Source organism: Enterobacter sp. E1, assembly GCF_016809815.1.
Lineage (GTDB): Bacteria > Pseudomonadota > Gammaproteobacteria > Enterobacterales > Enterobacteriaceae > Enterobacter > Enterobacter adelaidei.
In genome coordinates, this window is record NZ_JAFBJM010000012.1 from 33,023 (window position 1) to 48,557 (window position 15,535).

The following is a 15,535-nucleotide window of genomic DNA, read 5'->3' on the forward strand; positions in this document are numbered from 1 at the left end:
TTTTACGGCGCGGCAGCTCGCGGCGCCGAATGAGGAAATGAGTCAATGAGTATGGTTGATACTGCCCCGGGTAAGATTCAGGTTCGTGATTTGAACTTCTACTACGGCAAATTCCATGCCCTGAAGAATATCAACCTGGATATCGCGAAGAACCAGGTTACGGCATTCATCGGTCCGTCTGGCTGTGGTAAATCCACGCTGCTGCGTACCTTTAATAAAATGTATTCGCTCTATCCGGAGCAGCGCGCTGAAGGTGAAATCATCCTGGACGGCGAAAACATTCTGACCCAGGCTCAGGATATTGCTCTGCTGCGCGCAAAAGTGGGGATGGTGTTCCAGAAACCCACGCCGTTCCCGATGTCCATTTATGACAACATTGCGTTTGGTGTTCGCCTGTTTGAAAAACTCTCCCGTACCGATATGGACGAGCGTGTGCAATGGGCTTTGACCAAGGCCGCATTATGGAACGAAACCAAAGATAAGTTGCACCAGAGCGGGTACTCTCTCTCCGGTGGTCAGCAGCAGCGTCTGTGCATTGCGCGTGGTATCGCCATTCGCCCGGAAGTGTTGCTGCTGGATGAACCGTGTTCAGCGCTGGACCCGATCTCAACCGGTCGTATTGAAGAGTTGATCACCGAGCTGAAGCAGGATTACACCGTGGTTATCGTGACCCACAACATGCAGCAGGCTGCACGTTGTTCCGATTACACGGCGTTTATGTACCTGGGCGAGTTGATTGAGTTCAGCGATACGGATGCGCTGTTCACCAGACCCGCTAAAAAGCAAACTGAAGATTATATTACTGGCCGCTACGGTTGATTTGGAGTGAACCATGGACAACCTTAATCTTAATAAACACATTTCAGGCCAGTTCAACGCAGAGCTGGAAAGCATTCGCACGCAGGTCATGACCATGGGTGGCATGGTTGAGCAGCAGCTTTCCGATGCGATCACGGCAATGCACAACCAGGACAGCGAGCTGGCGAAGCGCGTCATTGAAGGCGACAAAAACGTCAACATGATGGAAGTCGCTATCGACGAGGCCTGCGTTCGTATTATCGCCAAGCGTCAGCCAACAGCGAGCGACCTGCGCCTGGTGATGGCGATTATCAAAACCATCGCCGAGCTGGAACGTATTGGTGACGTGGCGGATAAAATCTGCCGCACCGCGCTGGAGAAATTCTCTCAGCAGCACCAGCCACTGCTGGTGAGCCTGGAGTCGCTGGGTCGTCACACCGTGCAGATGCTGCATGACGTGCTGGATGCCTTTGCGCGTATGGATCTGGACGAAGCGGTACGTATTTACCGTGAAGACAAGAAAGTCGACCAGGAATACGAAGGCATCGTGCGTCAGCTGATGACCTACATGATGGAAGATTCACGTACGATCCCAAGCGTACTGACTGCCCTGTTCTGCGCGCGCTCCATTGAGCGTATCGGTGACCGTTGCCAGAACATTTGCGAATACATCTTCTACTTCGTGAAGGGTCAGGACTTCCGTCATGTGGGCGGTGATGAGCTGGACAAGCTGCTGGCGGGTAAAGATCCGAAAGAGTAATACCTGAGGCGGGTGGCGCTAGCGCTTACCCGCCCTACGTTAACTTAACGCGTAATATCCCACCCGCGCGCCTTCCACAATGCTGGCAACTGCGCCAGATCGGTAAAGGTCGTCACTTTTGGATGATCGATCGGTTTGTTGTGCGGATCGGCGCAGAAGTAAAACACTTCCATTCCCGCATCAATCCCTGACTGCGCGCCCGCAGACGAGTCATCCACCAGAATGCAGTTTTCTACGTTAACGTTCATCGCGTTGGCCGCATGGAACATCAGCGCCGGATCGGGCTTCCAGCGTTGAATATCGTAGCCGCTGAACAGTTTTTCCGGGAAATGATGCAACATCTCCAGTTTCCCCAGCGAGTGCTGCATTTTGCTGACCGGGCCATTGGATACCACACAGATTGGCACCGTCATCGCATCCAGAAGCGCATTCGCCCCGGCGATGACCTCCAGTTCGGAATCAAACAGGCGTGCGACCTCGGCGCGGTAAACCGGCTCGAGATCCCCTTTCGGCAGATCCACACCGTGCTCGTCGTTAATGATGTCGATAATCTCGTACAGTTTTACGCCTTTAAAGCGTTTGAACACCTCTTCGAGATCGAGCGTAATACCAAATTCCTGGAACATGGCGACATACGCACGGGAACAAATGACCTCACTGTCGACAAGCGTACCGTCGCAGTCGAAAAATACCGCCTCAATTCCGGACATGTCTTTCCCTTTTAACAAGTTTAACGTTTACGTGGTGTGGTTTTACGACACGCAATCGTTGCCGTATAAGCAAATTCAATGAAAAAAAGTACCCTATAACCGCCCTTATTGTCGCATTTTGGTATAGGATAGCGACGAATTTTCCCTCCTTGTTCGGAAATTGATGATGAGTCAACAACACACTACCCAGGCATCTGGTCAGGGTCTGCTTGAGCGCGTGTTTAAACTGCGCGAGCACGGCACAACGGCACGCACCGAAGTGATCGCCGGTTTCACCACCTTCCTGACGATGGTCTATATCGTTTTTGTTAACCCACAAATTCTGGGCGTTGCTGGCATGGATACCAGCGCCGTCTTCGTGACCACCTGTCTGATTGCGGCTCTCGGCAGCATCCTGATGGGTGTGTTCGCTAACCTGCCGGTTGCGCTGGCACCGGCTATGGGCCTGAACGCGTTCTTCGCGTTCGTGGTTGTTCAGGCGATGGGCCTGCCGTGGCAAGTGGGCATGGGCGCTATCTTCTGGGGCGCTATTGGTCTGCTGTTGCTGACTATTTTCCGCGTACGTTACTGGATGATTGCCAACATTCCTGTGAGCCTGCGCGTGGGCATTACCAGCGGTATTGGTCTGTTCATCGGTATGATGGGGCTGAAAAACGCCGGCGTTATCGTGGCTAACCCGGATACGCTGGTAAGCATCGGTCACCTGACCTCTCACAACGTGCTGCTGGGCGTGCTGGGCTTCTTTATCATCGCGATCCTGGCTTCCCGCAATATTCATGCGGCGGTGCTGGTATCCATCGTGGTGACCACGCTGCTGGGCTGGCTGCTGGGTGACGTTCACTACAACGGTATCGTTTCTGCGCCACCGAGTGTTTCCACCGTTATTGGTCACGTTGATCTGGCGGGTTCCCTGAACCTGGGCCTGGCGGGCGTGATTTTCTCCTTTATGCTGGTAAACCTGTTCGACTCCTCCGGTACCCTGATTGGCGTGACCGACAAAGCAGGTCTGGCCGATGAGAAAGGGAAGTTCCCACGCATGAAGCAGGCGCTGTTCGTTGACAGCATCTCGTCTGTTGCGGGCTCCTTTATCGGTACCTCTTCTGTTACCGCTTATATTGAATCCTCTTCCGGTGTTTCTGTGGGAGGCCGTACTGGTCTGACGGCGGTCGTGGTGGGTATCCTGTTCCTGCTGGTGATCTTCCTTTCGCCGCTGGCGGGAATGGTTCCACCGTATGCGGCAGCCGGCGCGCTGATCTACGTAGGTGTGCTGATGACCTCCAGCCTGTCACGCGTGAAGTGGGATGACTTAACCGAAGCGGTGCCAGCGTTTATTACCGCCGTGATGATGCCGTTCAGCTTCTCGATTACCGAAGGTATCGCGCTGGGCTTTATCTCTTACTGCGTAATGAAGATCGGTACCGGTCGCTTCCGCGACCTCAGCCCATGCGTCATCGTTGTCGCGCTGCTGTTTGTGCTGAAGATTGTGTTTATTGACGCGAAATAAACATGTTTGTTCCCTCTCCCTGCGGGAGAGGGTCAGGGTGAGGGCATCAGGCCGCAATAAGCTTAAGCCTTCACCCGCTTAATATAATCGCCAAACGCAGTCAGCTGACCAGACAGATGGTCACGCGTGCTCTGATCCACCACTTCACCCGTCTGCGGGTCGACCTTGTTCTGAATCACTCCGCCCATAAACTCCGGCTTGTTCATCACCATCGCATCCAGGAACACCAGAATCTGGCGCAGGTGATACTGGCAGCGCGCGCCGCCAATGGCACCCATAGAACTGGTCTGGATCAGCACGGGTTTACCTGAAAGAGGCTGCTCAGGGAGGCGGGATAACCAGTCAATGGCATTTTTCAGACCGCCAGGAACGGAGTAGTTATACTCTGGTGTGACAATAACCACACCATCGGCCTGACGGATTTGCGCCGCCAGCGCCTCAACGCTCTGCGGGAACCCTTCTTCCTGCTGGATATCTGCATCATAGAGCGGGATGTCACCAATAGATGGAAGGGCACTAATCTCCATACCTGCCGGTGCCAGCTGTGGCAGCGTGCGGGCAACCATCCCATTAAATGAACCTTTGCGCAGGCTTCCCAGTAACGTAACGACTTTTAACGTATCAGACATGATTACTCCTGTTTCATCATGATGACCCTGAATGGATCAGCTAAGAGTGTATGCTTTTTCTGCCGGTAAACTGGTTAAACGCATCAGGCGTGCGGCGGGCTCGTTGGCGCGTTCGGGCACATCAGGAAGGCTACGCCATCCCTGTTGACTGTCAAATTCCCAGATTTTCATGCGTTCGATAGCGGGGGTAACCGCAATGGACCAAATGAGGACATCCTCTGCGTCACTGAGCGCTTCTACCAGCGTAGCTTGGGTGGCTCGAAGACGTCCGGAACCTGGCAGCAGCTGCAGCATACTGGCGTCGTCTGAGGCGCATCCACAGAGCTTTCGAATGCTCTGGCGTAGGGTGATGAGCTGAGCTCTGGCCTCGTTGGGATCGTTCTGATTACGCACCCACAGCTTTTCATTGCTGGAGAGCGGGTAATCATCGTGTGGGTTCGCGCCGTGGATGCCCCGGGTTGCGCGCTGAAGTTCCATATCCAGCCCACAATTCCCTTCGGTGGTGAGTGCTACCCCAATGATATTTCCCGTATAGGCAATGGAAAAACGGGGGAGATCCGGGTTAGCAAAAACCGGGCGGCCTTCAGGTTGGGTGATGATATCCGGCAGTTCACTGGTGCCGTACAACATAAACAACAGCTCTGCGAGAAGCGCTCTGGACGCTAAAAAACGCGTCCTGCGGTGTTCCGGGAGTTTGCGTGCTTCACTGTGACAGGCTGAAGAAATTCGTGCCGATACGAGGCGTCCTTCTGTAAGTATCCCTCTTGCAAAGTGCGTTGCCATTTTTCGCTCCTTGATAATGGTCGTAATCGGTTAAACGGTTACATGATTATCGCTTAACTTCACTCCTGTTTTAATCAGTAAATGGGAGTAAGAGAAGCCTGAGGACCGAACTTTACATTTTCTTAGGTAAAAATTGGATCGCTGCCACCGTACAACGCCTTGATAGTCTCTCTCAACCAGAGAATTTTCGGATTATGGCTGTTCCGTTTATGCCAGATCAGGGTGAAGGGGACGGTCAACTTTTCAGCCTGCGCTTCGTCAATCGGAATAGGAAGCGCGATCAGCTTCCGCTGGTGGAGTTCATTGTAGTGGTGGCAGTAGTGGGGAGCCGTAGCGATATAATTATGGCCAGGCTGCGCCGCCATAAACATCGCCTGTTCGAAACCCGGCAGGCACATGGCGATATTGCGCTCACGTCCCATTTCCTTTAGCACCTCATCAAGCGCCCAGGTGTCGCTGCGCTCCCAGAAGATACTGATATGTGGGTAGCGCAGGAAGGTCTCCAGGTTCCACTCTTCCTGGAGTGCCGGGTGATCCTCGCGTAGATAAACACACGGACGGTCACTAAACAGGATTTCGTAGTCGATAAACCACGGCAACAGCTTCAGCAGTTCGCGGGAACGTGGATGTGTTTCGCGACCGGTGAAGCCAAGATCCACTTCCCCACGCGTAATGGCGTCCAGAGAGTCGTAATCCCAGTGACGCATCTTCACCGTAGCCTGCGGATAGCGCTGGTTCACCTGCTCCAGCAGGGCGTTAAAGCGGATCAGCATCAATGGCGTTTCGGCGGCCAGCACGAACGTCAGCCCGCCTGGCGCGTCATGGTGGAATTTATCGAGGATCTGGTTGCCGATTTGCATCCAGTCGGCCAGATCCTGCTCCAGGCTTACCGTAAGTGGCGTCGGCAGCAACCCTAAAGGCGTTTTGACAAACAGCGGGTCGTCGAACCAGTCGCGCAGCTTGGCCAGTGATTTACTCACCGCGGACGGCGTCACGTTCATCCGCTTCGCCGCTTTGGTGACGCTACGCTCCTGCAGCAACAGCTGCAGGCACAGCAACAGGTTAAGATCGAGACTGCTGATGGGCTTCTTCATAATTTGCCGCGGGCTGGATGAGCATAAGTAAGGTAATACAGACCATGCTACAGCCAATCAGAATCCCGATCAGCATATTGAGCGCATTAAGTCCGATTACCGCTGCCAGCCAAATCCACAGGGACGAGCCACAGACCTGAGCGATACCCAGCACGGAGCTTGCCACGCCTGCCCGTAGTGAGAACGGGCCGAGCGCCTGGCTCATCGCCACGCCAAAGCCAACCGAGAATCCGGCGCAAATGAGGGTAATGCCTACCAGCATCACCACATGTGAGCTGGTGGTTGCCAGAATCACGCCTGCTGCGAGAAATAACACCTGTGAGGTCAGCATCAACGTGCGCTGGCTGAAAATATTTAGCGCAAAGGGGGTGGAAAACGAGACGGCCATACTGACCATCGCGGTTAATGCCATCACTGTTGAATACTCACCCCGATCGAAGCCCATGGTCTCCATCAGTAAAACCGGGGAAACGTTTACATAGGTCAGGATCACCGCCACGCTTAACGTGGTTACGGCCAGACGACTGAGGAAAAAACGGTTAAGCAGCTTCTCGGCTGGGTGAATCGTTGCTGAGTGTGCCGTACTTTGCGAACCTGGGTGAGTTTCTCTTAGCACGGAAATGGACAACACAAAGACCAGCCCCCCCATTGCTGCCATCGTCCAGAAAAGGCTCTGCCACGGGAATTTCAACATGATCAGATAACCAACAACCGGAGCCAACACCGGAATAATACAGGTGATGCCGTTGAGCATAGAGAGCACTTTGGCGCGGCGTTGGGCGCTTAATGTGTCGCGTAAAATTGCGAAAGCCACCACGTAGCAGCCGCCCGCCCCGATGCCCTGGATAAAACGGCCTGCCAGGAACAGGGCACTATCCTGCGCCAGTGAACAGAGCACGGAAGCCAACGCAAAGATGATGGCTCCCGTTATGGCGACGGGTTGGCGACCAGCCTTATCTGCGACCTTCCCGGCAAACACCATTGATGACGCCATTCCCGCGAGGTAGGCCGAAAACGCGATGTGCAACTGAGCTTCACTGGCACCCAGATCGCGGGCGATGTGCGGTAATCCCACCAGATACATATCAATGCCAGACGGATAAAGCAGAACTAATGCGAAACTACAAAACAGAAAACGCGCCATAAAACCCCCATAGATGCAGGCATGCAGGATAGGGGGTGAGAAGGGATTAGGCGAGTTGCCATTTGGACAAAGGTGATTTCCTGGAAGGAAATCACCATGTTTTCGTGGGTATTACTTACCAATACAGAAGCTTGAGAAGATCCTTCCCAGCAGATCGTCCGACGTAAACTCCCCGGTGATCTCACTCAGATTCTGCTGTGCCAGACGCAGCTCTTCCGCCAGCAGTTCACCCGCCCACGCACCGATCAGCTGCGCTTTGCCCTGGTCAAGATGGCGTGCCGCCTCTTCCAGCGCCTGCAGGTGACGACGACGCGCCAGGAAGCCACCTTCCATGCTGGTGTCAAAGCCCATGCTCTGCTTGAGATGGTTACGCAGGTCGTCAACGCCTTCACCAGTACGCGCCGACAGACGGATTAGTGAGTGACCATTCACATCGCTGATGCCCAGCGTTTCGCCAGTCACGTCTGCTTTATTTCGCACCACGGTGATAGGCAGCTTCGCCGGCAGACGGGCAATAAAGTCTGGCCAGATCTCTGCCGGGTCCACAGCGTCGGTCGTGGTGCCATCCACCATAAACAGCACGCGGTCGGCCTGCTCGATCTCCTGCCAGGCGCGTTCGATACCGATGCGCTCGACTTCGTCGCTGGCATCGCGCAGACCGGCGGTATCAATGATGTGCAGCGGCATCCCGTCGATATGGATATGCTCGCGCAGTACGTCGCGGGTGGTGCCGGCAATGTCGGTCACGATCGCCGCTTCACGGCCCGCCAGGGCGTTCAAAAGGCTCGATTTCCCGGCATTAGGACGTCCGGCAATCACCACCTTCATCCCTTCACGCAGCAAGCTCCCCTGACGCGCTTCGGCGCGCACTGCGTCGAGGTCGGCCATCACCTGGTTAAGCTGGGCTTCGATTTTACCGTCAGAGAGGAAGTCGATCTCCTCATCCGGGAAGTCGATAGCCGCTTCCACGTAGATCCTGAGGTGAGTAAGTGCTTCCACAAGGTGATTCACGCGCGCGGAGAATGCCCCTTGCAGCGAGTTCAGGGCGGAGCGAGCAGCCTGTTCAGAACTGGCGTCGATCAGGTCCGCTATCGCCTCGGCTTGAGCCAGATCGAGCTTGTCGTTCAGGAACGCGCGCTCGGAAAACTCACCCGGTTTTGCGATACGCAGGCCTGGCAGGGTCAGGATACGTTTTAACAGCAAATCGAGGATAACCGGGCCACCGTGACCCTGTAGTTCCAGCACGTCTTCACCGGTAAAGGAGTTCGGGCCGGGGAACCACAGCGCAATGCCCTGGTCCAGCGCAGTACCGTCGGCATCTTTAAACGGCAGATAGTCGGCGTAGCGTGGTTTTGGCAGTTTACCCAGTACCGCTTCGGCGACCTCGCGCGCTTTCAGGCCGGAGATACGCAGAATGCCAACACCACCGCGTCCCGGTGGGGTTGCCTGGGCGACGATAGTGTCGTTATGGCTCATGGTTTGTCTCTACTGTGTTGCAATAAAAAAAGGCGGTCAATCGACCGCCCTTATTTTAGCGTTAACTTACCGAATCAGGACTTTTTCTTTTCGCGGCTATGCAGGCCACGTTTTTCCAGACCACGGTAAATCAGCTGCTGCTGGATGATGGTCACCAGGTTGCTGACGATATAGTACAGCACCAGACCTGACGGGAACCACAGGAAGAACACGGTGAAGATGACCGGCATAAAGGTCATGATCTTCTGCTGCATCGGGTCGGTCACGGTGGTCGGAGACATCTTCTGGATGAAGAACATCGTCACGCCCATCAGGATCGGCAGGATGTAGTACGGGTCCTGTGCAGACAGGTCATGGATCCACAGCGCGAACGGCGCATGGCGCAGCTCAACGGAACCCATCAGCATGTAGTACAGCGCAAGGAAGATTGGCATCTGAATCAGCAGTGGGAAGCAACCACCCAGTGGGTTTACTTTCTCTGCTTTATACAGGGCCATCATCTCCTGGCTCTGACGCTGTTTGTCATCGCCCAGACGCTCACGCATGGCCTGAATCTTCGGCTGCAGCATGCGCATCTTCGCCATGGAGGTGTACTGCGCTTTAGTCAGCGGGTACATGATGCCACGAACGATGAAGGTGATAACGATGATGGAGAAGCCCCAGTTACCCAGGAAGCTGTGGATGAACTTCAGCAGCTTAAACAGCGGCTGGGAGATGAACCACAACCAACCGTAATCTACGGTCAGGTCCAGGTGTGGCGCAACGGCGGCCATTTTGTCCTGGATTTCCGGGCCGACCCACAGGGTGCTTGCCATTTTACCGGTTTGACCCGGCTGAACCAGAACTGGCTGAGATTTGTAGCCGATAGCTGCAAGACCGTTACCCAGGTTCGCGGTGTAGAAGTTGTTGGTACCGTCGTTATTGGGCACCCATGCAGTGGCGAAATACTGCTGCAGCATTGCCACCCAACCGCCTTTAGCGCTGACGTTCAGGTTTTCGTTATCGGCAATGGTGTCGAATTTGTATTTCTCATACTTCGCGTCAGGCGTGGAGTACGCCGCGCCACGGAAGGTATGCAGCGCAAAGTTGCTGCTTCCGGTGTCACGGTGAGACGGCAGATTGATGGACTGCTTCAGCTGGCCAAAGGTCGACAGTTCCAGTGGTTTCGCACTGGCGTTCTGTACGGTGTAGCCCACGTTCACCGCATACTCACCGCGTTTCAGGGTGAAGGTTTTCGTGAAGGTGTTGCCTGCGGCGTCGGTATACGTCATCGGGATAACGAGTTCGTTCTGACCATCAGCCAGTACAAAGGTGTCGTTCTCGACGTTATACAGTGGACGCGCACCGTTAGCCGGGTTATCCGGGCCATCACGACCGGTCAGGCCGCTCTGCGCCTGGTAGATAAACTCAGGCGTGGTTTCCAGTAACTGGAACGGTTCGTTAGACTTCAGCTCTTTCGGGTAGGTCAACAGCAGCGCCTGCTCAACATCACCACCACGGGTGTTAATAGTCAGCTCAAGCACATCGGTCTTAACCGTAATCTGTTTCCCCTGGCCACTGGCCGGTACGCCCTGGTCGGCGGCGCTACCCGCTGCGGTGGTCGTGGTCTGCGTGGTCTGCTGCTGGGGTTGAGGATTTTTATCCTGCTCCCATGCCTGCCAGATCATGAAAGACACGAACAACAAAGCGATGATAAGAAGATTGCGTTGCGAATCCATCGTTAGTGTTCTCTGGTATCAAAGGGTCCTGGAGGGACGGGGTCGTCTCCACCGGGGTGTAAAGGGTGGCATTTTAATACGCGTTTCACCGTCAACCAACTGCCTTTTATCACTCCAAACCTGCGCAATGCCTCAATTCCGTAGCTTGAGCACGTCGGTGTGAAACGGCAATGTGGCCCGAGTAGCGGACTAATCAGGCGTTGATAGACCCGAATGAGGGCTATCAGGACCCGTGAGCCAGGCGACAGTGGCGGCGCCATAATTTTTCCAACGCTTCCGAGAGAGCACGGTTATCGAGGTCGGCAACCCCCTTTTTAGCCACCACCACGAAATCCATCGAAGGCAGTTCGTGCTGACGTAAACGGAAGCTTTCACGCGTCAGACGTTTAATCCGATTGCGTTCATGCGCTCGCTTAACATTTTTCTTGGCGACTGTGAGACCGATGCGGGGATGCCCCAGCGAATTTTGGCGGCCGAGGATGGTGATTTGCGGCGTGCCAGCCCGTTGTGGCTGCTGGAAGACGAAAGTGAAATGAGCGGGAGTTAACAAACGTAACTCCCTGGGAAATGCTAGCTTAACCACTCAGGGGTTAGCTTTATTACTTGGAAACGGTCAGACGAGCGCGGCCTTTAGCACGACGACGTGCCAGAACCTGACGACCATTTTTAGTAGCCATACGAGCACGGAAGCCGTGAGAACGGTTGCGCTTCAGTACAGACGGTTGAAAAGTGCGTTTCATGGCGATTTCTACCTAAACTTGAATAAATTCACTGACTTTTGCGTATACCCGAACGAATTTCGAACGACTAACGCCTCAGCGTGGGTGATTAAAGAGGCCGGATTGTAATAATTGTACACTCCGGAGTCAATTCTCTTTCCTTATTTCCCGCGTATTTCCGCACGTTTTCGCGTGGAAAATGAGCAACGGACGACGCAGGAAGATGAGCATCACGCGCCGGGTCGAGGATTATACGGGCTCGTCGACAAAGCGCAAGGATCGTCCCGGATCTTCGTTAGATCATTTAAGCAATAAATTGTCTGTGCTCATTAATTTTTCCAATATGCGGGCTAAATCGTGGGGCACTTGTGCCAGGATCGTTTACACTTACCCGGTTTCGGATCGTCCTGTGGATAAATCGGGAAGAATCTGTGAGAAACAGAAGATCTCTGGCTCAGTTTAGGCTATGATCCGCGGTCCCGATCGGGATCCCAGGATCCTGGTCAGGATTAAATTGCAGATAGCAATTCGCACATCCCCCTATGCACAGGGTCATGTCGATGTGCGCCAACAATCATGAATATTCAATAGTTTTCTTTTATTGTTCGAGTGGAGTCCGCCGTGTCACTTTCGCTTTGGCAGCAGTGTCTTGCCCGATTGCAGGATGAGTTACCAGCCACAGAATTCAGTATGTGGATCCGCCCGTTGCAGGCGGAACTGAGCGATAACACGCTGGCTTTGTATGCGCCAAACCGTTTTGTGCTCGATTGGGTAAGGGACAAGTACCTCAATAACATCAATGGACTGCTGAACGATTTCTGCGGGTCAGATGCCCCACAGCTGCGCTTTGAAGTGGGTACAAAGCCGGTCACCCAAACCGTTCGTGAAACCGTGAACGTAGCAGCGCCTGCTCAGGCTGCTCCTGCTCCGGCCCCTCGCGTCGCACCCGCTCGTCAGGGCTGGGATAATGTTCCTGCACCTGCTGAGCCAACCTACCGTTCTAACGTTAACGTTAAACACACGTTCGATAACTTCGTTGAAGGTAAGTCGAACCAGTTAGCGCGCGCGGCGGCTCGTCAGGTTGCGGATAACCCCGGAGGTGCCTACAACCCACTGTTCCTTTATGGCGGCACGGGTTTAGGTAAAACGCACCTTCTGCATGCAGTGGGTAACGGCATTATGGCGCGCAAGCCGAATGCGAAAGTGGTGTATATGCACTCCGAGCGCTTCGTTCAGGACATGGTAAAAGCCCTGCAAAACAACGCGATCGAAGAGTTTAAACGCTATTATCGTTCCGTTGACGCCCTGCTGATCGATGACATTCAATTCTTTGCTAATAAAGAACGATCGCAGGAAGAGTTTTTCCACACCTTCAATGCGCTGCTGGAAGGCAATCAACAGATCATTTTGACCTCGGATCGTTATCCAAAAGAGATCAACGGTGTCGAAGATCGTCTGAAATCCCGCTTTGGCTGGGGCCTGACTGTGGCGATCGAGCCACCGGAACTGGAAACCCGCGTTGCGATCCTGATGAAGAAAGCCGATGAAAACGACATTCGCCTGCCGGGTGAAGTGGCGTTCTTCATTGCCAAGCGTCTGCGCTCCAACGTGCGTGAGCTGGAAGGGGCACTGAACCGTGTTATTGCTAATGCCAACTTTACCGGCCGTGCGATCACGATCGATTTTGTGCGTGAAGCGCTGCGCGATTTGCTGGCATTGCAGGAAAAATTAGTCACCATCGACAATATTCAAAAGACGGTGGCTGAGTACTACAAGATCAAAGTGGCAGATTTACTGTCTAAACGTCGTTCCCGCTCGGTGGCGCGTCCGCGTCAGATGGCGATGGCGCTGGCAAAGGAGTTAACCAACCACAGTCTGCCGGAAATCGGGGATGCGTTTGGTGGCCGTGACCATACGACCGTGCTGCACGCTTGTCGCAAGATTGAGCAGTTACGTGAAGAAAGCCACGACATAAAAGAAGATTTTTCCAATTTAATCAGAACATTATCATCGTGACGCTATGAAATTTACTGTTGAACGTGAACATTTATTAAAACCGCTGCAACAGGTGAGTGGCCCATTAGGTGGCCGCCCAACGCTGCCTATTCTCGGAAACCTGCTGCTTCAGGTCGCGGACGGTACGCTGTCGCTGACCGGCACAGACCTGGAAATGGAAATGATCGCGCGCGTTACGCTGACTCAGCCACACGACGCGGGTGCGACCACGGTTCCGGCACGTAAATTCTTTGATATTTGCCGTGGGTTGCCGGAAGGCGCTGAAATCGCCGTGCAGCTGGAGGGCGACCGCATGCTGGTGCGCTCTGGCCGCAGCCGTTTCTCGCTTTCCACGCTGCCTGCTGCGGACTTCCCGAACCTGGACGACTGGCAAAGTGAAGTTGAATTCACCCTGCCACAGGCGACGATGAAGCGTCTGATTGAGGCCACGCAGTTTTCTATGGCGCATCAGGACGTTCGATACTACTTAAACGGCATGCTGTTCGAAACCGAAGGTGAAGAGCTGCGTACCGTAGCCACCGACGGCCACCGTCTGGCGGTCTGTTCCATGCCAATTGGCGACTCGCTGCCAAACCATTCGGTGATCGTGCCGCGTAAAGGCGTGATTGAGCTGATGCGTATGCTCGACGGTGGTGATACCCCGCTGCGCGTGCAGATCGGCAGCAACAACATTCGCGCTCATGTAGGTGATTTTGTCTTCACCTCGAAGCTGGTTGACGGTCGTTTCCCGGATTATCGCCGCGTATTGCCGAAGAACCCGGACAAAACGCTGGAAGCGGGTTGCGATAGCCTCAAGCAGGCGTTTGCCCGTGCCGCAATCCTCTCTAACGAGAAATTCCGCGGTGTGCGCCTGTATGTGAGCGAAAACCAGATCAAAATCACCGCTAACAACCCGGAGCAGGAAGAAGCAGAAGAAATTCTGGACGTCACCTACGCCGGAGCTGAGATGGAAATCGGCTTTAACGTCAGCTACGTGCTGGATGTGCTGAATGCACTGAAATGCGAGAACGTGCGCATCCTGCTGACCGATTCCGTTTCAAGCGTACAGATTGAAGATGCCGCATCGCAGTCGGCTGCCTATGTTGTCATGCCAATGAGACTGTAATGTCGCTCACCCGTCTGTTGATCCGCGACTTTCGCAATATCGAAAGCGCGGATCTTGCTTTATCCCCGGGCTTTAACTTCCTGGTTGGCGCGAACGGCAGCGGCAAAACCAGCGTGCTGGAAGCCATCTATACGCTCGGCCACGGCCGGGCGTTTCGCAGTTTGCAAATCGGTCGCGTTATCCGCCACGAACAAGAGTCCTTCGTTCTGCACGGGCGTTTACAGGGTGAGGAGCGGGAAACCGCCATCGGCCTGACCAAAGACAAGCAGGGCGACAGCAAGGTTCGTATCGACGGGACCGACGGCCATAAAGTTGCCGAGCTTGCGCTGTTAATGCCCATGCAGCTGATTACGCCGGAGGGGTTTACTTTACTCAACGGCGGCCCCAAATACAGAAGAGCGTTCCTTGACTGGGGATGCTTTCACAACGAAGCCGGTTTCTTTAATGCCTGGAGCAACCTGAAGCGTCTGCTTAAGCAGCGTAACGCTGCACTGCGCCAGGTCACCCGTTACGCCCAGCTGCGTCCGTGGGACATGGAGTTAATCCCTCTCGCGGAACAAATCAGCCGCTGGCGTGCCGAATACAGCGCAGGTATTGCCGAAGATATGGCGGATACCTGCAAACAGTTTTTACCTGAGTTCTCTCTCTCCTTCTCCTTCCAGCGCGGCTGGGAGAAAGAGACGGATTATGCCGAGGTGTTAGAGAGAAACTTCGAGCGTGATCGCATGTTGACCTACACCGCGCATGGCCCGCACAAGGCGGATTTCCGCATTCGTGCCGACGGTGCGCCGGTGGAAGACACGCTGTCGCGCGGGCAGCTTAAGCTCCTGATGTGCGCGCTACGCCTGGCACAGGGGGAGTTTCTCACCCGCGAGAGTGGAAGACGCTGCCTGTACCTGATAGATGATTTTGCCTCGGAACTTGACGACGCGCGGCGTGGGCTGCTTGCCAGCCGCTTAAAAGCCACGCAGTCGCAGGTTTTCGTCAGCGCCATTAGCGCTGAACACGTTATGGACATGTCGGACGAAAATTCGAAGATGTTTACCGTGGAAAAGGGTAAAATAACGGATTAACCCAAG

At 54.4% G+C, this 15,535-nt stretch carries 16 protein-coding genes; 6 read left to right on the forward strand and 10 right to left on the reverse strand.

Annotated features, from left to right (window positions below; translation table 11 throughout):
- Window positions 1-45 precede the first annotated feature (45 nt).
- Window positions 46-819, forward strand: coding sequence for a phosphate ABC transporter ATP-binding protein PstB (gene pstB / locus JGF26_RS20565; RefSeq protein ID WP_028017770.1), 774 nt, complete (start codon window positions 46-48; stop codon window positions 817-819).
- A gap of 13 nt (window positions 820-832) precedes the next feature.
- Complete coding sequence (phoU, locus tag JGF26_RS20570) at window positions 833-1,558, forward strand: phosphate signaling complex protein PhoU (protein WP_008500182.1); 726 nt, start codon at window positions 833-835, stop codon at window positions 1,556-1,558.
- A 44-nt stretch (window positions 1,559-1,602) separates the two neighbouring features.
- Here phoU and yieH read toward each other — a convergent pair whose 3' ends face one another.
- Window positions 1,603-2,268 (reverse strand): 6-phosphogluconate phosphatase, encoded by a 666-nt coding sequence (gene yieH, locus JGF26_RS20575; RefSeq protein WP_129994685.1) that lies wholly within the window; start codon window positions 2,266-2,268, stop codon window positions 1,603-1,605.
- A gap of 166 nt (window positions 2,269-2,434) precedes the next feature.
- On the opposite strand from yieH, the gene adeP reads away from it, so the two are divergent.
- On the forward strand, window positions 2,435-3,772 hold the full coding sequence (gene adeP, locus JGF26_RS20580) for an adenine permease AdeP (protein WP_028017772.1): 1,338 nt from the start codon (window positions 2,435-2,437) through the stop codon (window positions 3,770-3,772).
- Between the two features lie 62 nt (window positions 3,773-3,834).
- Here adeP and JGF26_RS20585 read toward each other — a convergent pair whose 3' ends face one another.
- From JGF26_RS20585 to rpmH, 9 genes are all read right to left on the reverse strand, one after another.
- On the reverse strand, window positions 3,835-4,401 hold the full coding sequence (locus tag JGF26_RS20585; RefSeq protein ID WP_134708664.1) for an NADPH-dependent FMN reductase: 567 nt from the start codon (window positions 4,399-4,401) through the stop codon (window positions 3,835-3,837).
- 36 nt (window positions 4,402-4,437) lie between these two features.
- Window positions 4,438-5,184, reverse strand: coding sequence for a 4'-phosphopantetheinyl transferase (locus tag JGF26_RS20590; RefSeq protein ID WP_028017774.1), 747 nt, complete (start codon window positions 5,182-5,184; stop codon window positions 4,438-4,440).
- Window positions 5,185-5,306: 122 nt separating this feature from the next.
- Window positions 5,307-6,278, reverse strand: coding sequence for an HTH-type transcriptional regulator YidZ (gene yidZ, locus JGF26_RS20595; protein WP_028017775.1), 972 nt, complete (start codon window positions 6,276-6,278; stop codon window positions 5,307-5,309).
- Window positions 6,247-7,422: an MFS transporter gene (locus JGF26_RS20600; protein ID WP_129324383.1), complete on the reverse strand. Its 1,176-nt coding sequence runs from the start codon at window positions 7,420-7,422 to the stop codon at window positions 6,247-6,249. The genes yidZ and JGF26_RS20600 overlap by 32 nt, the downstream gene beginning before the upstream one ends.
- Window positions 7,423-7,533: 111 nt before the next feature.
- A complete protein-coding gene (gene mnmE / locus JGF26_RS20605; protein WP_134708663.1) occupies window positions 7,534-8,898 on the reverse strand; it encodes a tRNA uridine-5-carboxymethylaminomethyl(34) synthesis GTPase MnmE in 1,365 nt (454 codons plus the stop codon).
- A gap of 74 nt (window positions 8,899-8,972) precedes the next feature.
- A complete protein-coding gene (gene yidC, locus JGF26_RS20610) occupies window positions 8,973-10,616 on the reverse strand; it encodes a membrane protein insertase YidC (protein ID WP_028017778.1) in 1,644 nt (547 codons plus the stop codon).
- A gap of 2 nt (window positions 10,617-10,618) precedes the next feature.
- Window positions 10,619-10,876 (reverse strand): membrane protein insertion efficiency factor YidD, encoded by a 258-nt coding sequence (gene yidD, locus JGF26_RS20615; RefSeq protein ID WP_001307474.1) that lies wholly within the window; start codon window positions 10,874-10,876, stop codon window positions 10,619-10,621.
- On the reverse strand, window positions 10,840-11,199 hold the full coding sequence (gene rnpA / locus JGF26_RS20620) for a ribonuclease P protein component (protein ID WP_024907873.1): 360 nt from the start codon (window positions 11,197-11,199) through the stop codon (window positions 10,840-10,842). The genes yidD and rnpA overlap by 37 nt, the downstream gene beginning before the upstream one ends.
- 16 nt (window positions 11,200-11,215) lie before the next feature.
- Window positions 11,216-11,356, reverse strand: coding sequence for a 50S ribosomal protein L34 (rpmH, locus tag JGF26_RS20625; protein WP_000831330.1), 141 nt, complete (start codon window positions 11,354-11,356; stop codon window positions 11,216-11,218).
- A 600-nt stretch (window positions 11,357-11,956) separates the two neighbouring features.
- On the opposite strand from rpmH, the gene dnaA reads away from it, so the two are divergent.
- The 3 genes from dnaA to recF are packed head-to-tail and all read left to right on the forward strand — an operon-like array spanning window position 11,957 to window position 15,529.
- Window positions 11,957-13,351, forward strand: a complete 1,395-nt coding sequence (gene dnaA, locus JGF26_RS20630) for a chromosomal replication initiator protein DnaA (RefSeq protein WP_010426558.1) — start codon at window positions 11,957-11,959, stop codon at window positions 13,349-13,351.
- Between the two features lie 4 nt (window positions 13,352-13,355).
- Entirely contained in the window at window positions 13,356-14,456 is a 1,101-nt protein-coding gene (gene dnaN, locus JGF26_RS20635; protein WP_008500170.1) for a DNA polymerase III subunit beta, read from the forward strand.
- Window positions 14,456-15,529: a DNA replication/repair protein RecF gene (gene recF, locus JGF26_RS20640; RefSeq protein ID WP_049007086.1), complete on the forward strand. Its 1,074-nt coding sequence runs from the start codon at window positions 14,456-14,458 to the stop codon at window positions 15,527-15,529. Before dnaN ends, recF begins: the two co-directional genes overlap by 1 nt.
- The last annotated feature ends 6 nt before the right edge of the window (window positions 15,530-15,535 follow it).